This window comes from Thauera sp. ZXT1-4 (assembly GCF_052598215.2).
Genome location: NZ_JBQWSN020000014.1, coordinates 1 through 17,775 on the forward strand (window position 1 = coordinate 1; position 17,775 = coordinate 17,775).

The window sequence follows — 17,775 nt, forward strand, 5'->3', positions numbered from 1 at the left end:
CGCCTTCCTTGAGGAATTCGGGGTTGGAGACGACATCGAAGGGGATCGCTTCGCCACGCTCGGCGAGGATCTGCTCGATCTTGGCCTGCACCTTGTCGGCGGTACCGACGGGGACGGTGGATTTATTGACGACGACGCGGTAGCGCGGCATGTGGCGGGCGATGCTCTCGGCCACGGCGAGCACGTACTGCAGGTCGGCCGAGCCGTCTTCGTCGGGCGGGGTGCCGACGGCGATGAACTGCACCTCGGCATGCTTGACCGCCTCTTCCACATCGGTGGTGAAGCGCAGCCGCCCCTCGGCGACGTTGCGCTCGACGATGGGCTGCAGGCCGGGCTCCCAGATCGGGATGACGCCGGCCTTGAGCTTGTCGATCTTGCCCTGGTCGACGTCCATGCAGACCACGGTGTGGCCGACTTCCGCCAGGCAGGCGCCGGTGACGAGGCCGACGTAACCGGTGCCGAAGATGGTGAGTTTCATGGTTGGCTCGTGCTCGCAGTGAATGAGACGGGCATCCGCACGGGGTGCCGATGCAATGCCGCAAGGCTAGCGGGTATGGGGGGGGGCTTCAACGGGAAGGTGTCGCGGTCGGGGGGAGATGGGAGTAAATGGGGTCTGACCCCAGTTTTCCTTGCTCCCGGTCTTGTGAGGGGCAGTCAGCCTTCGGCGAAGACCTCTTCGATCGTCCGCGCGTCGAGAACCCGATCGGTCCAGGTTTCAAGTTGCTCGGGCGTGGCGTTCTCCAGTTGGAGGGTGACTTCGGCTGAGAGCGGGCCGAAGCGGCGGTTGAGCTGACGCTGGAGGCTTTGGGCGAGGCCTTGTTGGATCCCTTTTTCGATCCCTCTCGCGATTCCTTTTTCGATGCCTTGCTGGATGCCTTGCTCGATGCCTTGCTCGATGCCTTGTTGCATGCCTTTTTTCATTCCGCGCTCGATGGCGAAGCGCTCGATGCTGCTCACGTACGTCACGTTGCGTTCTCCTTCAATGTTTTCAATATCTTGCCATAGCTGGCGTTCTAGCGAGTCGGGCAGCTTGAGTATCCAGTCGAGCACCCGGAATAGATCGATGATGCGTTGGCGAGACCAGTTGCGCTGGTAGAGCAGGCGGACGAGGCGGCGCTTGGCGTCGAAGCGTCGTGCCGGGCTCTTTCGGGTGCGGCGAGTGTACAGGTGGGCTGCGGTGATCAGGGCGAAGGGGCTGGGGTTGGCGAGCAGCGATTCTTCGTCTGCAATGTAGTCGACAAGCTTTGCGACCGGAAAGTGCAGGCTGTGGCGACAACCCAGCCGCTCGTATTCGAAGCGGTCGGGGCGCCAGGTCGGGTCGTCATCGGCGAGTACGGCGAGGCTGGCGACGGGGCGGTCGTAAGTGTCGAAGATGCGGTAGTTATAGACGAACATCCGGCGTTCGAAGCCGGGGTCGACCTCGCCCTGGACTTCGATGTGCACGCAGAGCCAGTCTTCTTCGCCCGCCAGTGTGGTGACGCGGACAAGCTTGTCGACGTAGCGGCGGCCGAGTTCGCCGTCGCGGGCGATCTTCTGCAGTTCCTTGTCGAGAAAGGTGTAGCCGTACGCCCAGTCGATCTGACGGTTGATGTTGGGGAAGTAGAAGTCGATGAATTCGGGGAAGGCGTGCTCGACGACTTCCTTCCACGGACTGTCGAGGTCGTCGTGCGCTGCTGTGTTGGACATCTCCGGGCTCCGTCGTGAGGAGCTGGAATGCTAAATGGAAATATGACAAAAGGAAATTTGCGGGGTGCCGATGCCTTGGGAAATCAATCGAGTCTGATCCCATTGGTTTTGGGGTTGTAGAATCGTGGGGAGTCCATCGGAGGGCGTGCCGTGCCTGGAGTCGAGATCGAGCGGATGGTGAGCGGGGCCTTGGTCCGGTGCGGGGGCGATGCGAGTCGGCTGCTGCAGGTGCTGATCGACGTGCAGGACGGGCTTGGGTATCTGCCACCGGCGAGCATCAGCGCGGTTGCGGCGGGGCTGGGGTTGCCGCGGGCGCGGGTCGAGGGCGTGGCGGGTTTCTACAGTTTTCTGCATCTCGAGCCGGTGGGGGCGTACCGGATCCTGTTCTCGGACAACATCACCGACCGCATGCTCGGCGGGCCCGCGCTGCGCGAGGCGCTGTGCCGCGAGCTGTGGGTCCAGCGCGGCAAGCTGTCGGAGGATGGCCTGGTCAGTGTCGATGTGACGTCCTGTACCGGCATGTGCGACCAGGGGCCGGCGATGCTGGTCAATGGTCTGCCGGTGACGCGGCTGGACCACGCGCGCATCATCGAGGTTGCCGAACTGCTGCGTGCTCGGGTGCCGCTCGCGCGCTGGCCGCAGGCGCTCTTTCACGTCGATGACAACATTCGGCGGCGGGATGCGCTGCTGGGGCAGGACTTCGTCGCGGGCAGCGCGATTGCGGCGGCGGTGCGCATGGGGCGTGCGGCCTGGATCGAGGAGATGCGGCGCTCGCGCCTGCGGGGCCGGGGCGGCGCCGGGTTTACGACCTGCGTGAAGTGGGAGGCCTGCCGGGATGCGCCGGGCGAGCACAAGGTGGTGGTGTGCAATGCCGACGAGGGCGAACCGGGCACCTTCAAGGATCGTGTGCTGCTTGCCCGCTGCGCCGAGCGCGTGTTCGAGGGCATGCTGCTCGCGGCCTGGGCGATCGGTGCGCAGCAGGGTTTCGTGTACCTGCGCGGCGAGTACCGTTATCTGCGGCCGCGGCTCGAACGCACGCTGCAGGACATGCGCGACAGAGGGTTGCTCGGGGCGCACATTCTTGGCGAGGCGGGGTTCGACTTCGACATCGAGATCCACCTTGGTGCCGGCGCCTATGTGTGCGGGGAGGAGACCGCGCTGATCGAGTCGCTCGAGGGCAAGCGCGGCACGCCACGAATACGGCCGCCGTTCCCGGCGACGCATGGCTATCTGGGGCGTCCGACGGTGGTGAACAACGTCGAGACGCTGGCCAAGACGACGCTGATCGCGCTTGGCGGGGGCGCGGCCTTTGCGGCAACCGGGACGGCGCAGTCTGCGGGGACCAAGCTGCTGTCGGTGTCGGGGGACTGCGCGTTTCCGGGGATCTACGAGTATCCGTTCGGTGTGCGCATCGACCGCGTGCTCGAGGATTGCGGCGCCAGCGATGCGCACATGGTGCAGGTGGGCGGTGCGTCGGGGGTTTCGGTGGCCGGCTACGAGTTCTCGCGTGCGATCGCGTTCGAGGACGTGCCCAGCGCGGGGGCCTTCATGGTGTTCGATTCCACGCGCGACCCATTCGAGATCGCGCGCAACTTCGTGGCGTTCTTCACCCACGAGAGCTGTGGCTTCTGCACCCCCTGTCGCGTCGGTACCTCGTTGCTCAAGGGCTACATGGACAAGCTCGCCAAGGGGTACGGGGCGAAGAAGGATCTGGCGGACATCGAGTGGATCAACCGCCTGCTGCGCAACGCCAGCCACTGCGGGCTGGGTTCGACGGCGCCGAACGCGGTGGTGGATACCCTGAGCAAGTTCCGGCCCGCGTACGAGCGGCGGCTGAAGACGCTGGATTTCGAGCCGGCTTTCGACCTGGATGCCGAGCTGGAGACTGCCCGCCGCATCACCGGGCGCAACGATCCGGCGGCGCGGCTCGACAACGGCAACCATACCGAGAACGGGAGTGAGGGATGAGCCACCACTTCATGCTGGACGGCCGGCCGGTTCCCTTCGAGGCGGGGCAGACCATCCTCGAGGCGGCGCGCGCGGCGGGCTACTACATTCCGCACCTGTGCTGGCATCCAGACTTTCCGCCGCATGGCTCGTGCAAGCTGTGCATGGTCAAGGTGGGCGGGCGGCACGTGTCTTCGTGCGCGCTTGCGGCCAAGGAGGGCATGGAGGTGGAGAGCAATACGCCGGAGATGAACGGCGAGCGCCGCGCCCTGCTGCAGATGCTGTTCGTCGAGGGCAACCACTTCTGTCCCAGCTGCGAGAAGAGCGGCAACTGCGAGCTTCAGGCGCAGGCCTACGAGCTGGAAATGACGAGCACGCGCTTCGACCACTTCTTCCCGGTGCGCCCCGTCGATGCCTCGCACCCGGACATCCTGCTCGACTTCAACCGCTGCATCTTCTGCGAGCTGTGCGTGCGCGCGAGTCGCGACGTGGATGGCAAGAGCGTGTTCGCGCTGACGAACCGCGGCATCCACAAGCACCTGGTGGTGAATGCCGAGTCCGGGCGGCTCGGCGATACCGATTTCTCGGCCGACGACCTGGCTGCGCGCATCTGTCCGGTGGGGGTGATCCTGCGCAAGCGTGTGGGCTTCGAGGTCCCGATCGGCAGCCGAACCTACGACGAAGCGCCGATCTCGGTGGTGTCGATGCGCGGGCGGGAGGACACGCCATGAGCACGGTGCCCATGAAGCCCCGGCTGCGCATCGCGACCACGTCGCTCGCGGGCTGCTTCGGCTGCCACATGTCCTTTCTGGACATCGACGAGCACTTCTTCGAGCTTGCCGAGCTGGTCGAATTCGACCGCTCTCCGCTCACCGACATCAAGCACTGCGGCCCGTGTGATATCGGCCTGATCGAAGGCGGGGTGTGCAACGCCGAGAACGTGCATGTGCTGCGCGAGTTCCGTGCCCACTGCAAGACGCTGGTGGCGGTGGGGGCCTGTGCGATCAATGGCGGGCTGCCGGCGCAACGCAACCACCTCGACCTGGACGCCTGCCTGCGCGAGGTGTACGCATCCCGCGAGGGGATGCAGACCCCCGGCGTGCCGAACGACCCCGAGTTGCCCCTGCTGCTCGACAAGGTGCACCCGATCCATGAGATCGTGCGGGTGGATTACTTCATTCCCGGCTGCCCGCCTTCGGGTGAGGCGATCTGGAAATTCCTCTCCGACCTGATCGCCGGGCGCACGCCGCGCCTGTCCCGCGAACTCCTGCGTTTCGATTGAGCGTCGCTTCCCCGGGAAACCCATCATGAACGACGCACTTTCCAGACTCGAAACCGCAAACGACCGCGAAACCCTGCGCCGTGTGGTCATCGACCCGGTCTCCCGCGTGGAGGGACATGGCAAGGTCACGCTGCTGCTGGACGATGCGGGCCATGTGCGCGAGGCGCGGCTGCACATCGTCGAGTTCCGTGGCTTCGAGGTGTTCATCAAGGGGCGGCCGTACTGGGAGGTGCCGGTCATGGTGCAGCGGCTGTGCGGCATCTGCCCGGTCAGCCACCACCTGGCGGCTTCGAAGGCGCTGGATCGGGTGGTCGGCGGCGTGCCGATTACCCCCACCGCCGAGAAGCTGCGGCGGCTGATGCATTACGGGCAGATCCTGCAGTCCCATGCGCTGCACTTCTTCCATCTGTCCTCGCCAGACCTGCTGTTCGGTTTCGAGAGCGAGGCCGGCCGCCGCAACATCGTCGGGGTGGCGGAGGCACATCCCGAGATTGCGCGCCAGGGCGTGCTGTTGCGCAAGTTCGGGCAGGAGGTGATCCGCGCGACGGCCGGCAAGCGCATCCATGGCACCGGCGCCGTGCCGGGCGGTGTGAACCGCCACCTGTCCGCCGAGGACCACGCGCTGCTGCGGGCGGAGGTTGGCCGCGTGGTGGAGTGGTCGCGCGCGGCGGTCGAGTTGGTGAAGCGCCTGCATCGGGCCGATCCGGCCCTGTACGACGTGTTTGGTCGCTTCGACTCGGGCTTCATGAGCATCGTGCGCGACGATGGGGCGATGGATCTGTACCACGGCCACCTGCGCTTCCGTGACGCGGAGGGGCGCATCCTGCGGGACAGCGTGCCCGACCAGGACTACCGCTCGGTGATCTGCGAGCAGGTCAAGCCGTGGAGCTACATGAAGTTCCCCTATCTGCGCGAGCTGGGGCCGGATGCGGGCTGGTACAAGGTGGGGCCGCTGGCCCGGGTGCAGAACTGCGACTTCATCCCGAGCACCTTTGCCGAGGCGGAGCGGCGCGAGTTTCTCGATCATGGCGAGGGTCGGCCGGTGCAGGCTACGCTCGCCTACCACTGGGCGCGCATGATCGAGATGCTGCATGCGGCCGAGGTGATCCGCGAACTGCTCGAAGACCCGGACCTGCTGAGCGGCGAGCGCATGGCCACTGGCGAGCGCCGGAGCGAGGGGGTGGGCATCATCGAGGCGCCGCGCGGAACGCTGATCCATCACTACCAGGTCGATGACGACGACCTGGTGAGCCTGTGCAACCTGATCGTGTCGACCACGCACAACAACCAGGCCATGAATACCGCGGTCCGCGCGGTGGCGCGCCGCTATCTCGACGGGCGCACGCTCACCGAAGGGCTGCTCAACCATATCGAAGTGGCGATACGGGCTTTCGACCCGTGCCTGTCGTGCGCGACCCATGCGCTCGGGCAGATGCCGCTGGTGCTCGAGCTGAAGGACGCCGACGGTTCGACCCTCGACCGGCTGGTGCGCGATTGAGCGGGGTCGAGCGTACGCTGGTGATCGGGATCGGCAATACGGCGCGGGGCGATGATGCGCTCGGCGTGCGCCTGCTCGAGCGGGTGAGGCAGCACTACCCGGCGGTCGGGACGCTGGAGGTATTCCAGCTGCAGATCGAGCACGTGCTGGACCTTGCCGGCGCAGCGTGCGTGCTGTTCTGCGATGCGGCGATCGGGCTGGAGGAGCCCTGCGCGCTCCATGAGGCCCGGGCCGAGGCGTCGCGTCTGGCTTTCAGCCATGCGATGGCGCCCGAAGCCTTGCTCGAGGTCTTTGTGCGAACCCAGGGCCGCCCGCCGCCCCCGGCCTTCGTGCTCGCGCTGCGCGCGGATTCCACCGCGCTGGGCGAGGGGCTCTCGCCGGCGGGGGAGGAGGCGCTGCGCTGTGGCTGGATGATCGTCCGGCAACTGCTCTCCGATCCCAGTCCGGGCGCGTGGCGCAGCCGGGTCCGCGGGGGTTGATGCGACGGCTGCGGGCCAGGTGAGCGTTCAGCGCCGCCGCGACAACTGTGCCATCACGACACCGAGCAGGAGCGCGAGCACCGGGTCGGTGGATTCTGCGGTGCGTCCGGGCAGAAAGAGCTGTGCGGCTTCGATCGTCGCCAGGCATAGCGCGACGGCGATGGCGGCAGGCAGGGCACGCGCGCCGTGGCGCTGCATGAACAGGATTGCCGCGCCGTAGAGGAAGGTCTTCTCCAGCAGATTGGCGAGATTGGTGGCCATGCTGCCTTCGAGCATGCCGGTGAAGGGCACCCACGCGAAGCTGCCCGGTGTGCTGCTCGGGGTGAAGGGCTGCAGGCCGGCGAGGAACGCACTGAGCAGAATCGCGACGACCAGTGCGGGCAGGGCTCTTGCGTGGTGCAGCCAGGGCAACGCCACGAGCGCCAGCCCGAGGCCGATGACGTTGCTGGCGGATATGCCGGCGCCGAGGATGAGCACCTTGGCGCACAGGATCGCAATGCCGGTGAGCGCCTGCGGCAGCGCGGAGCGCTGCCCGGTGGCGAGCAGATCCCACAGCTTGAAGAAGGCGGCCCAGGCGACGGCGGTGATCAGGATCCGCACCGGATCGAGCCGGGGGCTGAGCAGGAGCGGCTTGAGCGCGTTCTTGACGTTCTGCCAGTCGAGTGTCGGGACGAGTGGAAACCACTGGTAAGCCAGCCACGCCAGCATGAGCCCCAGCGGCACGAGCGCCGCCACGTGGCGTGCGTCAGCAAGCGAGGGGCGCAGGCGCAGCGCAAGCTGGCCGAGAACGAAGCCGAGCGCCATGCCGCCCGCGTTGATGACGGCGTCGCCCAGCGCGGGGACACGACTCGGCAGCCAGATCTGCACGACCTGAACACCTACCGCGACCAGCATGCCCGCGGCCGCATGGAGCAGATACGCCGGCCCAGGTCGCCGGTCCGACCTGGCCGCGAGCGCGACGAGGAAGCCGTAGGGCACGAAGAGCAGCAGGTTGCCGACGAGATCTCCGCGCTGCATCTGCAGGGAAGGCGCGGCAAACAGCGCCACGACCTCTGCCATGGCGTCCGGGCGCATGACGAAATCGAACGGGTAGAGCGACCCGTAGGCGATCAGGGCGAGGACGAGGAGAAGGAGGAAGCGCATGGGATGTCCGGTTCGAGCGTGTCGACTTTCTTTACATACGGGCGAGTACGGGGCGTCTGTCGGGGCGTGTCAGCCAGGCGGGCCGCTCACAAGTGCTTGATTCGGCATTCTTCGCAGCGTTTGGCTTTGCAGCTGAGAATGAATCTTGCTTGCGCGAGCAAGAATGCCCGACCGGTGCCTGAGGCGCCAGGTCGAGCACCTACTTTCTGGAAGGGGGCTGGAAATGGAGCAACGTACGCGCCTGAAGCTGCGGCGCCTGATCGAGTTGTGCCTCGACTCGGTCCGTCGCGGCTTCATGTCGGTGTCGCGAGCGGCGCAGACCATGGAGGCGGCGGGGGCGCCGTTCGAGGTGGTGTGTCGCGTGCTGATGCCATTCAAGCAGGGCGTGTCACACCAGCGCCTCGATGACCGCCGGATGTCCCAGGAAACGCTGCGGGCTGGCGGTGGCGCCATAGGCGCCTGACTGATAGATGGCCACCAGATCGCCAGGCTCGGCCGCAGGCAGGCTCATGCGGTCGGCGAGCAGGTCCAGCGGCGTGCATAGCGGACCGACCACCGACACGGTTTCCATCTCGCTGGCGTCCATGCGGTTGGCGATGGCCGCCGGGTAGTTCTTGCGGATGACCTGGCCAAAGTTGCCCGAGGCCGACAGGTGGTGGTGCAGGCCGCCGTCGGTGACAAGGTAGGTGAGGCCGCGCGACACTTTCCTGTCGAGGACCTTGGCGACGTACAGGCCCGCTTCGCCGACGAAGTAGCGCCCCAGTTCGATGACGATTTCGGCTTGCGGCAGCGCCGTCTTCGCCTGCTCGACGATGTCGGCGAGATTGGCGCCGATCGGGGTCAGGTCGAGCGGCTGTTCGCCCGGGAAGTAGGGAATGCCGAAGCCGCCGCCGAGGTTGAGGAAGCGGACCGGCGAGGGCGCATGCTCCGCCAGCCGGCAGGCGAGTGCGAAGCTCTTTTGCTGGGCTTCGATGATGGCGTCGGGCTTGAGGTTCTGCGAGCCCGCGAAGAGGTGGAAGCCCTCGAAGGCCAGCCCTGCGCGGCCGATCTCGGCGAGCAGTTCGGGCACCTGCTCGGCATCCACCCCGAACTGCTTGGGCCCGCCGCCCATCTTCATGCCCGAGGACTTGAGCTCGAAATCCGGATTGACGCGCACCGCCACGCGCGCGGGCAGGCCCAGCACCGCTTGGGCGGCCGCCAGTACGGGCAACTCGCGGAAGGACTCGACGTTGATCAGGATGCCGGCGGCGACGGCCTGGTGCAGCTCGGCTTCGGTCTTGCCCGGGCCGGCGAAGCTGATCTCCTGCGGGTCGGCACCCGCGTCCAGCGCCACCAGCAACTCACCCGCCGAGGCCACGTCGATACCATCGACCCGGCGCGCCATGTGGCACACCAGCGCCGGCATGGGGTTGGCCTTCATCGCGTAGTGCAGCTTGACCGCCCGGGGCAGCGCCGCGCGCAGCTGCGCCACGCGCGCGTCCAGCAGGCTGCGGTCGTACACGTAAAACGGCGTGCGTCCCAGGCGCGCGGCGATGCGGCCGATGGGTTGGCCGTTGACGAGCAGCTCGCCGTCTTCGCTGCGGAATTGCGACATCGGGGTGTGGGCGGGGGGCTGGCGGGTCTCGGTCATGGCGAGCTCGGGTGGTTGGGCTTGGCCGGGATTGTAGCGGCTATGCTGTTCGCCTGCGCCCGCTTCGGCCCTTGGGCTGGCGCGCACCGCGCAGGACGCTGGCGAGCATGGTGGCGATGAAGACGAGGAGCGTCGCGGCGTTGGCGAGTGCACCCCACTGGCGCAGGACGAGGCTCTCGGTGAGACCGCCGAACACGCGCAGCGCGAGCGACAGATGCAGCAGCGCGAGTGGCACATAGAAGAAGGGGTGGTAGGGAATCTTCACCTTGAGCACGGCCGGGAAGATGATGGCCGCGTGGCCGAACACCATGGCGAAGACGAAGCCGAGCGCGAGCGCGTGCATCGCGACGTCGTGCAGCGGGCTGGACGGGCTGAAGCCGCCGGCCAGGCCCGTGAGCGCCCCCGCGCCCAGCCACACGTAGCCGGTGAGCAGGCAGATGCCGATGAAGCGGGTGAGCCCCTGCTGCGCGGCCGTGTGACGGGCGATGTCGAACACCAGCAGCCAGACCGCCATCGCGAGCATGCCGGCCGAGAACACCCGGAGCCCGAGCGCGTCGTCGAAGGCGGCGAAGATCGCGCCGCCGAGGATCACTGCGGTGACGAGCAGGAAGCTGGGCGGCGCGGCCGGGCGCACCGGCAGGAAGCGGGTGAGCTCGAGCCGCTCGCCGGCAATGGTGAGCACCAGAAAGGCGAGCCAGAGCGGCACTGCTGCGTGCACGTTGCCGGTAGCGATCCAGGCCAGGTTGCCCGCCAGCCAGCAGGCCGCGCCCACCGCGAGCATCACCGTGAACAGCGCCGTCTGGCGCTGGGTGACCATGATGCCGCCGGCCACGAGCACGCCCGAGCCGAGCACCAGCAGGCACTGCGCGACCACGAGTGGCCCGCCGGCCAGCAGCAGCACGCCGGCGCCGCCGGAGAGCGCAGGCCCCAGATAGGGCCACAGCCCGCCGAGCGCGACCGCGCGCTCGAGGCAGATCACCGCGCCGAAGAAGGCGCCGATCATCAGGGCGGCGTGGTTGCCCGCCTGCATTGCGCCGAAATCGGGCACCACGACACCGAGCCGGGCAAGCCCGGCCAGCACGCCGGTGACGAGAGAGGCGAGCCCGAGCACCAGCAGCGGCACGCGCGCGAGCGGCGGCAGGGTGTTCATCGATTCCAGCCGAAGTGGTCGCGGGCTTCGGGGGCCATGCGCTCCGGTGTCCAGGGCGGGTCCCAGACGAGTTCGACGCGGATGTCGATCTCCGGCGGCAGCATCGGGTCGAGCACGCTATCGACGTCGTCGAGGATCATGTCGGCGAGCGGGCAGGCGGGCGAGGTCATCGTCATTTCGATGTAAACCTTGCCGGGCTCGCACTCGATCTTGTAGATGAGGCCGAGGTCGACGATGTTCATGCCGACCTCCGGATCCATGACCAGGCGCAGGGCGCTGCGGATCGCTTCGGCGTCGGGGGTGTGCGCGGTGCTCACGAGAGGCTCCTTGTCGTCAGCCGCCATTGTGGGCGAGGACGGCGCGCCGTTCAATTCGGCGCCATCCTTCCGCGCGATCCTACGACCCGATCCGTTGGCGCGGTCGTGAGCGGTTTGCGGATCAGTCGATGCCGGCCCCATCGACGTGCTCGCGCATCCAGAGCTCCATCATGGTGAGGATCCAGACCATTTCGCCATAATAGCCGGGGTGAGCGGGCAGATGGATGGCGAGCAGATCGTCGATGAAGGCGGGGCGGACGATGCCGCGCTTGCGGAAGCTGCCGAGCGCGTCGGTGGCGAGTGCCTTGAGGCCGGCGTGCTGGCAGGCCCACACGCCGAAGGGCAGGCCGAAACCGTGCTTCTTCTTGGCGATGATCTCGTCGGGCAGGAAGCCGCGTAGCGCTTCCTTGAAGAACCAGCGCAGCGTCAGGCGCTTGAGCTTCCATTCGGGCGGCAGCGTGGTGGAGAAGTCGGTGAGCTCGTCCGACAGCAGCGGAAAGGCCACCTCCACCCCGGCGAGCTGGGTGGTGCCGATGACCTTGGGCAGGTCGTTGTCGGCGAGGGTGTACTTCCAGTCGTAGTTGAGCATCAGGTTGATGTGTGCGCGTGCATTGGTCGCACGCCACACCTCACGTTGCTCGATATTCGGGCGGCCGGTGTCGACGCGGGCGAGGAAGTCGGGCTCGAACACGTTCTCCATGCCCAGGCGCACCAGCATGTTGTACATGTGGATACGGTCGGGCATGGGTACGCGCGCCTGCTCCACGTAGCTCACGCCTTTCTTCGCGACGGGGATGCGGTCCATGCCGGGCAGCGCCAGTGCGGGCTCGAGCAGGCCGCGGCGCAGCAGGCCGGGCACGCCGTCGTACCAGCCGAACACGCGCTGCTTGGCGTAGCGGCTGTTGCCGCCGAAGAGCTCGTCGCCACCGTCGCCGGCGAGGATGCGCTCGACGCCGTCCTCGCGTGCGCGGGTGGCGCAGATCCAGCCGGGCAGTGCCGAGGAGTTGCCGAAGGGCTGATCGTAGTGGGTCGCGACCTTGGGAATGCCGTCGACCAGGTCGTCGGGGGTGACGTAGTACTCGCGGTGGTCGGCGCCGAAGCGCTTGGCGGCGAGGCGGGCGTATTCCATTTCGTCGTAGCCGCTGGCGTCGAAGCCGATCGAGTAGGCGCGCGCGGGCTGGCCGAGCACCTTGCACAGCATGCCGGTGACGGTGGAGCTGTCGGTGCCGCCGGACAGGAAGCAGCCCACGCTGGCACCTTCGGCCTCGCGCCGCACGCCGTCCTCGATGATCTGCAGGAAACGCGCCTTGGACTGCTCGAGGTCGGGCGAACCGTGCTCGTCGAACTGCGGGTTCCACCAGCGGCGCAGCTCGGCCTTGCCGTCCTGCCATTGGATGAGGTGGCCGTGGGGCAGGCGCGCGATGCCGTCGAAAACCGTTGTCGGCGCCGGGATCATGTGGAAGAACAGATACTCGAACACCGCCTGCGGCGCGAGCTTGCGATCGATGCCCGGTACCGAGTCGGCACGGTCGGAGAAGTGCAGGCGGCCGTCGTGCGTGGCGTAGCAGATCGGCCAGGTGCCGAAGCGGTCGGTGGCGAGCACCGCCTCGCGGCCATCACTGGCGACCATCACCACGCAGAACCGGCCGGCGGCCTGTCGAACGGCCTCGTCGCCGAAGCGGGCGAAGGCCTGCGCCCAGGCGGCAGCGGCGCCCTGGCGGGTGTTGATCTGCTGCAGCGCTTCGTCGTGGAAGCGCGGCCGGCCGAGCGCGAGGCACACCCGTCCGCTTTCCTGGTAGATGCTGGCAGCGGGCGGGTAGGCCAGGGCGCCAGCGGGGAACTGCAGCCGTGCCATGTGCCCGGGAAGGAATGTTGCGGCTTCCGGTGTACCGAGAACACCACTGAAACGTTCACGCACGAGTCTCTCCATGGCCCGCCTTGCCGGGCTGATTCTGCATCGTCGGCGGGGATGATGCCCCATGCTGCGCGAATTGTCAGTGACGCGTGTCGCACCGTGGGTGCAGGGTGTGCGTTCGGGCTGGACAAAAAAATGGCACTCCGCGTGCGGAGTGCCGAATCTCCATTGAAGGAGGGAGGGAGACAATCAACAGGTGCTCACGCTGCGGCGCAGCGCGATGAATCAGGCGACGCGGCGGGTGGCGCGGATCTGGCGCTGCCAGTTTGCGTGGAAGGCCGAGAACAGGTCTTCCATGGCGAGCAGGGGCAGACGCATCATGCGGTTCTGGCTGCGCACATAGGGCAGCACGCGCGGCGCGCACAGGGTGTTGCGCTCTTCTTCGAGCAGACGGACGAAATGGTCCATGGCCGCACCCCAGTATTCGGCGTTGCCGACCCAGCCGGTCTCGGCCGTGGCTTCGCGCACGGCTTTGCGCCACAGGGCTTCGGCGCGTTCGAGTGAAACACCCGCCTTGCGGGCATACCAGGGGAGCAGTTTCGGCGTCTTCATCGTGTTCTCCATTCGGGCCAGGTAGGGCACCGTCATCGCACCATCGGCTTTCTGGGCAGATGGCGTTTCGTTCATGCTTTGATGCTGTGCTGCAATGTAGCGAGCGCGGCAGAAATTTCACTTGATTCTGCACAAAAAAGAGCGGGTTGTCCGTGACGGTTTACCGCAATCGCAAACTCTTTTTGTGCGTTGCACAATCCAAATTTAGCCCGTTCTGGGCGTACCGCAAGCGCACTGTTGTTGCGATGCAACAGTTGTGCGCGTCCTTGCGCGCCCCGGGATGGGTTCGGCCCCGGGCCACTGCGCCGATACAATGCGGGGTCGAAGAAGGAATCCCGATGTCCACGCTGCTCGCCAATCTCAACACCGAACAACTGCAGGCGGTCACGCTTCCGCCGCAGCACGCCTTGATCCTCGCCGGTGCCGGCTCGGGCAAGACGCGGGTGCTCACCACCCGCATCGCCTGGCTGATCCAGTCCGGCCAGGTCGATCCGGCTGGTCTCCTTGGCGTTACATTCACGAACAAAGCAGCCAAGGAAATGCTTGCCCGCCTGTCCACGATGCTGCCGGTGAGCACCCGCGGCATGTGGATCGGCACCTTCCATGGCCTCGCCAACCGCTTGCTGCGTGCGCACCACCGCGACGCCGGGCTGCCGCAACTGTTCCAGATTCTCGACTCGGGCGACCAGCTCGCCGCCATCAAGCGTCTGCTGAAGACGCTCAACGTCGATGACGAGAAGTTCCCGCCGCGCGAACTGCAGCACTTCATCAACGGCCAGAAGGAAGCCGGCAACCGGCCGCATGCGGTGGAGGCCTGGGACGACTACACCCGCCAGCGCGTACAACTGTTTCAGGAGTATGAAACACAGTGCCAGCGCGAGTCTGTTGTGGATTTTGCGGAGTTGCTGCTACGCAGCTACGAGCTGCTCGAACGCAACGAACCGCTGCGCCGCCACTACCAGCGCCGCTTCCGCCACATCCTGGTCGATGAGTTCCAGGACACCAATCGCCTGCAATATCGTTGGCTGAAGCTCTTCGCCGATGAGGGGCGCGAGGGCGGCGCGGCGATGTTCTGCGTCGGCGACGACGACCAGAGCATTTACCGTTTCCGCGGCGCAGAGGTCGGCAACATGCGCGACTTCGAGCGTGAGTTCCGGGTGCAGAACGTGATCCGGCTGGAGCAGAACTACCGCTCGCACAGCAACATCCTGGACGCCGCCAACGCGATCATCCGCCACAACAGCAATCGCCTGGGCAAGAACCTGTGGACCGACCAGGGCGCGGGCGAGCCGATCCGTGTGTTCGAGGCCTACTCGGACGGAGACGAAGCGCGCTGGATCGTTGAGGAGATCCAGTCGCTGGTGCGCGACGGCGCGCTACGGAGCGAGATCGCGCTGCTCTATCGCTCGAACGCGCAGTCCCGAGTGCTCGAGCATCAGTTGTTCTCGGCCGGCATTCCCTACCGCGTATATGGCGGCCTGCGCTTCTTCGAGCGCCAGGAGATCAAGCACGCGCTCGCCTACCTGCGCCTGATCGCCAACCCGGACGACGACACCTCCTTCGCGCGTGTGGTGAATTTCCCCACACGCGGCATCGGTGCGCGCTCGCTCGAGGTGCTCACGGATGCGGCGCGTACCTGGAACACGAGCCTGTACGCCACAGTCCCGCACCTCAGCGGCAAGCCCGGCACCTCGCTGGCGCAGTTCGTGCGCCTGATCGAGGACCTGCGCCGCGACACGTCCGGCCTGCCGCTGCCCGAGCTGGTCGACCATGTGCTCGACCTCAGCGGCCTGCGTGCGCACTACAAGGCCGACAAGGAAGGCCGCGAGCGGCTGGAGAACCTGGATGAGCTGATCAACGCCGCGGCGAACTTCCTCGCCGAGTCGCAGGCCCAGGCAACGTCAGGTGGCGAGGCGCCCGCCCAGCCGCATGCGCTGCTGGCGGACTTTCTCGCCCATGCCTCGCTGGAAGCGGGCGACCACCAGGCCGACCAGGGCGCGGATGCGGTGCAGTTGATGACGGTGCACTCGGCCAAGGGCCTGGAGTTCAACGTGGTGTTCCTCTCCGGGCTGGAGGAGGGGCTGTTCCCGCACGAGAACAGCATTCTCGAAACCGACGGGCTGGAGGAGGAGCGCCGGCTGATGTACGTGGCCGTGACGCGGGCGCGTGAGCGGCTGTACCTCTCCTTCGCGCAGAGCCGCATGCTGCACGGCCAGACGCGCTACAACCTGCGCTCGCGCTTCCTGGAAGAGATTCCGGTGGCGTTGATCAAGTGGCTGACGCCGCCGAACCCGCGTTCGGCCGCGGGCGGGGCGATGGGGGGCATGGGCGGAGGCTACTTCAAGCCTTCAGCGCCTGCGCAGGTGCAGCGCGCGCCGCGGCCGAACTTCGCGACCCTGCCCAATGGCTTGCGCATCGGGCAGGCGGTCAGCCACGCGAAATTCGGCCAGGGGGTGATTGTCGCTGCCGAGGGCAGCGGCAGCGACGCCAAGGTGCAGATCAACTTCGGGCCGGCCGGGGTGAAGTGGTTGCTGCTGGGGGTGGCGAAGCTCGACCCGGTCTGAAACCGGGGGGCTGGGCTTTTTTGGGGGCGTCCCGCCGCAGGGGCGCGCCTGCGTGCGGGGCGGGCCCGCGAGTTGGGGCTGCGAGTGGGGCTGCGAGTGGGGCGGCGCGAGTTGCGCGGCTGCGAGTTGTGTCGTTGCGAGTTGTGTCGTTGCGAGGGGCGCTCCGGATGCGCCCCCCCGATACGGATCAGAACGGCAGTGTCAGCCCCGGCCAGGCCGCCTCGATCGCACGCCGGAATTCGGCCTGGATCTCCGCCAGTGCCGCGGCGTTGTCGGCTTCGAAGCGCAGCACCACCACCGGTGTGGTGTTGGATGCACGCGCCAGGCCGAACCCGTGCGCGAACTCCACCCGCACGCCGTCGAGGGTGATGACTTCATCTGCGGCGGCAAAGCACGAGGGTGCAGCCAGCGCGGCCTGCTGCAGGCGGCGGACGAGCTCGAAGGGCTCGCCTTCCTTCATCTTGAGGTTGAGTTCCGGCGTGCTCACCGCGTCGGGCAGTGCCTTCAGCGCGGCGTTGGCGTCCGGGCGGGCGGACAGGATCTCGAGCAGGCGCGCACCGGAGTACAGGCCGTCGTCGAAGCCGAACCAGCGCTCCTTGAAGAACATGTGGCCGCTCATCTCGCCCGCGAGCGGCGCGCCGGTCTCCTTGAGCTTGGCCTTGACCAGCGCGTGCCCGGTGTTCCACATGGTTGGCTTGCCGCCGCGCGCGCGGATCCAGGGGCCGAGGTTGCGCGTGCATTTGACGTCGTAGATGATCTCGCCGCCGGGCACGCGGGAGAGCACGTCTTCGGCGAACAGCATGAGCTGGCGGTCGGGGAAGATGATCTCGCCGTCCTTGGTCACCACACCGAGGCGGTCGCCGTCGCCGTCGAAGGCCAGCCCCAGTTCGGCGTCCGTTTCGCGCAGGGTGCGGATCACGTCCTGCAGGTTCTCCGGCTTGGAGGGGTCGGGGTGGTGGTTGGGGAAGCTGCCGTCCACCTCGCAGAACAGCTCGATGACCTCGCACCCCAGGCGGCGGAAGAGCTCGGGCGCGATGCCGCCCGCGACCCCGTTACCGCAGTCGACGACGATCTTCATCGGCCGTGCGAGCTTCACGTCGCCGACGATGCGTTCCAGATAGGCCGCACGTACATCGGCCGTGTGCAGGGCACCCGCGCCGTGGGTCAGATCGTCCTCGGCGATGCGCCGGCGCAGGGACTGGATCAGCTCGCCGAACAGGGTCTGGCCGCCGAGCACCATCTTCAGCCCGTTGTAGTCGGGCGGGTTGTGGCTGCCGGTGACCGATACGCAGGAGTCGCAACCGAGTTGGTAGGCGGCGAAGTAGGTGAGCGGCGTGGGCACGCAGCCGATGTCGATGATGTCGATGCCCGCCGCGCGGATGCCCTCGCCGAGCGCGCCAGACAGTGCCGGACCGGAGAGCCGTCCGTCGCGGCCGACCGCGATCGCCTTCTGACCACGCGCGGCGGCCTCCGAGCCGAGGGCGTGCCCGATTGCGCGCACGGCGTCGGGGGTCAGGACGGTGTCGACGATGCCGCGGATGTCGTAGGCCTTGAAGATTTCGGGGGCGGGCAGGGCGTAGCGCATGATGGGATGGGGCGTAATGGGTGCTGT

15 protein-coding genes and 1 pseudogene are annotated in these 17,775 nt (G+C 67.2%); 7 read left to right on the top strand and 9 right to left on the bottom strand.

The window, feature by feature from the left end; genetic code table 11:
* Positions 1 to 478 (bottom strand): annotated as a pseudogene (locus ACUH78_RS11885) (UDP-glucose 6-dehydrogenase); the annotation flags it as partial.
* A gap of 176 nt (positions 479 to 654) precedes the next feature.
* Complete coding sequence (locus ACUH78_RS11890) at positions 655 to 1,686, bottom strand: DUF4351 domain-containing protein (RefSeq protein ID WP_445333564.1); 1,032 nt, start codon at positions 1,684 to 1,686, stop codon at positions 655 to 657.
* A gap of 174 nt (positions 1,687 to 1,860) precedes the next feature.
* On the opposite strand from ACUH78_RS11890, the gene ACUH78_RS11895 reads away from it, so the two are divergent.
* Genes ACUH78_RS11895 through ACUH78_RS11915 form a run of 5 tightly spaced genes read left to right on the top strand, consistent with a single transcriptional unit; the run spans position 1,861 to position 6,892 of the window.
* Positions 1,861 to 3,654, top strand: coding sequence for an NAD(P)H-dependent oxidoreductase subunit E (locus ACUH78_RS11895; protein ID WP_445333578.1), 1,794 nt, complete (start codon positions 1,861 to 1,863; stop codon positions 3,652 to 3,654).
* On the top strand, positions 3,651 to 4,364 hold the full coding sequence (locus ACUH78_RS11900) for a 2Fe-2S iron-sulfur cluster-binding protein (protein WP_418363562.1): 714 nt from the start codon (positions 3,651 to 3,653) through the stop codon (positions 4,362 to 4,364). Before ACUH78_RS11895 ends, ACUH78_RS11900 begins: the two co-directional genes overlap by 4 nt.
* Positions 4,361 to 4,915, top strand: coding sequence for an NADH-quinone oxidoreductase subunit B family protein (locus tag ACUH78_RS11905; protein ID WP_418363561.1), 555 nt, complete (start codon positions 4,361 to 4,363; stop codon positions 4,913 to 4,915). The genes ACUH78_RS11900 and ACUH78_RS11905 overlap by 4 nt, the downstream gene beginning before the upstream one ends.
* A gap of 25 nt (positions 4,916 to 4,940) precedes the next feature.
* On the top strand, positions 4,941 to 6,413 hold the full coding sequence (locus tag ACUH78_RS11910; RefSeq protein WP_418363560.1) for a Ni/Fe hydrogenase subunit alpha: 1,473 nt from the start codon (positions 4,941 to 4,943) through the stop codon (positions 6,411 to 6,413).
* The gene (locus tag ACUH78_RS11915; protein ID WP_418363559.1) at positions 6,410 to 6,892 is read left to right on the top strand and encodes a hydrogenase maturation protease; all 483 of its coding nucleotides are present in this window, start codon (positions 6,410 to 6,412) and stop codon (positions 6,890 to 6,892) included. The genes ACUH78_RS11910 and ACUH78_RS11915 overlap by 4 nt, the downstream gene beginning before the upstream one ends.
* A 27-nt stretch (positions 6,893 to 6,919) precedes the next feature.
* Here the strand turns inward: ACUH78_RS11915 and ACUH78_RS11920 are convergent, their stop codons facing one another.
* Positions 6,920 to 8,035, bottom strand: a complete 1,116-nt coding sequence (locus ACUH78_RS11920) for a VanZ family protein (protein ID WP_445333565.1) — start codon at positions 8,033 to 8,035, stop codon at positions 6,920 to 6,922.
* A gap of 223 nt (positions 8,036 to 8,258) precedes the next feature.
* On the opposite strand from ACUH78_RS11920, the gene ACUH78_RS11925 reads away from it, so the two are divergent.
* Positions 8,259 to 8,498, top strand: coding sequence for a hypothetical protein (locus ACUH78_RS11925; RefSeq protein WP_445333566.1), 240 nt, complete (start codon positions 8,259 to 8,261; stop codon positions 8,496 to 8,498).
* On the opposite strand, the gene ACUH78_RS11930 is transcribed toward ACUH78_RS11925, so the two are convergent.
* The 5 genes from ACUH78_RS11930 to ACUH78_RS11950 all read right to left on the bottom strand — a co-directional run bounded on the left by ACUH78_RS11930 (position 8,424) and on the right by ACUH78_RS11950 (position 13,599).
* Positions 8,424 to 9,665, bottom strand: coding sequence for a pyridoxal-dependent decarboxylase, exosortase A system-associated (locus tag ACUH78_RS11930; RefSeq protein WP_418363556.1), 1,242 nt, complete (start codon positions 9,663 to 9,665; stop codon positions 8,424 to 8,426). The two genes, ACUH78_RS11925 and ACUH78_RS11930, sit on opposite strands and share 75 nt — an antisense overlap.
* A 40-nt stretch (positions 9,666 to 9,705) precedes the next feature.
* On the bottom strand, positions 9,706 to 10,815 hold the full coding sequence (locus ACUH78_RS11935; protein WP_445333567.1) for a DUF8744 domain-containing protein: 1,110 nt from the start codon (positions 10,813 to 10,815) through the stop codon (positions 9,706 to 9,708).
* On the bottom strand, positions 10,812 to 11,132 hold the full coding sequence (locus tag ACUH78_RS11940) for a metal-sulfur cluster assembly factor (RefSeq protein ID WP_418363554.1): 321 nt from the start codon (positions 11,130 to 11,132) through the stop codon (positions 10,812 to 10,814). The genes ACUH78_RS11935 and ACUH78_RS11940 overlap by 4 nt, the downstream gene beginning before the upstream one ends.
* Positions 11,133 to 11,253: 121 nt before the next feature.
* Complete coding sequence (locus ACUH78_RS11945; RefSeq protein WP_418363553.1) at positions 11,254 to 13,050, bottom strand: asparagine synthetase B family protein; 1,797 nt, start codon at positions 13,048 to 13,050, stop codon at positions 11,254 to 11,256.
* 222 nt (positions 13,051 to 13,272) lie between these two features.
* Positions 13,273 to 13,599 (bottom strand): hypothetical protein, encoded by a 327-nt coding sequence (locus ACUH78_RS11950; RefSeq protein WP_418363778.1) that lies wholly within the window; start codon positions 13,597 to 13,599, stop codon positions 13,273 to 13,275.
* A gap of 338 nt (positions 13,600 to 13,937) precedes the next feature.
* Between ACUH78_RS11950 and ACUH78_RS11955 the strand changes: the two genes are divergently transcribed.
* Positions 13,938 to 16,163, top strand: a complete 2,226-nt coding sequence (locus ACUH78_RS11955; protein ID WP_418363552.1) for a UvrD-helicase domain-containing protein — start codon at positions 13,938 to 13,940, stop codon at positions 16,161 to 16,163.
* Positions 16,164 to 16,350: 187 nt separating this feature from the next.
* On the opposite strand, the gene ACUH78_RS11960 is transcribed toward ACUH78_RS11955, so the two are convergent.
* On the bottom strand, positions 16,351 to 17,748 hold the full coding sequence (locus ACUH78_RS11960) for a phosphomannomutase/phosphoglucomutase (protein WP_418363551.1): 1,398 nt from the start codon (positions 17,746 to 17,748) through the stop codon (positions 16,351 to 16,353).
* Between the last annotated feature and the right edge of the window lie 27 nt (positions 17,749 to 17,775).

Bases quoted from the DNA above. Each gene is read 5' to 3' on its own strand.
- ACUH78_RS11890 (WP_445333564.1), bottom strand. From the start codon at position 1,686: ATGTCCAACACAGCAGCGCACGACGACCTCGACAGTCCGTGGAAGGAA.
- ACUH78_RS11895 (WP_445333578.1), top strand. From the start codon at position 1,861: ATGGTGAGCGGGGCCTTGGTCCGGTGCGGGGGCGATGCGAGTCGGCTG.
- ACUH78_RS11900 (WP_418363562.1), top strand. From the start codon at position 3,651: ATGAGCCACCACTTCATGCTGGACGGCCGGCCGGTTCCCTTCGAGGCG.
- ACUH78_RS11905 (WP_418363561.1), top strand. From the start codon at position 4,361: ATGAGCACGGTGCCCATGAAGCCCCGGCTGCGCATCGCGACCACGTCG.
- ACUH78_RS11910 (WP_418363560.1), top strand. From the start codon at position 4,941: ATGAACGACGCACTTTCCAGACTCGAAACCGCAAACGACCGCGAAACC.
- ACUH78_RS11920 (WP_445333565.1), bottom strand. From the start codon at position 8,035: ATGCGCTTCCTCCTTCTCCTCGTCCTCGCCCTGATCGCCTACGGGTCG.
- ACUH78_RS11925 (WP_445333566.1), top strand. From the start codon at position 8,259: ATGGAGCAACGTACGCGCCTGAAGCTGCGGCGCCTGATCGAGTTGTGC.
- ACUH78_RS11930 (WP_418363556.1), bottom strand. From the start codon at position 9,665: ATGACCGAGACCCGCCAGCCCCCCGCCCACACCCCGATGTCGCAATTC.
- ACUH78_RS11935 (WP_445333567.1), bottom strand. From the start codon at position 10,815: ATGAACACCCTGCCGCCGCTCGCGCGCGTGCCGCTGCTGGTGCTCGGG.
- ACUH78_RS11950 (WP_418363778.1), bottom strand. From the start codon at position 13,599: ATGAAGACGCCGAAACTGCTCCCCTGGTATGCCCGCAAGGCGGGTGTT.
- ACUH78_RS11955 (WP_418363552.1), top strand. From the start codon at position 13,938: ATGTCCACGCTGCTCGCCAATCTCAACACCGAACAACTGCAGGCGGTC.
- ACUH78_RS11960 (WP_418363551.1), bottom strand. From the start codon at position 17,748: ATGCGCTACGCCCTGCCCGCCCCCGAAATCTTCAAGGCCTACGACATC.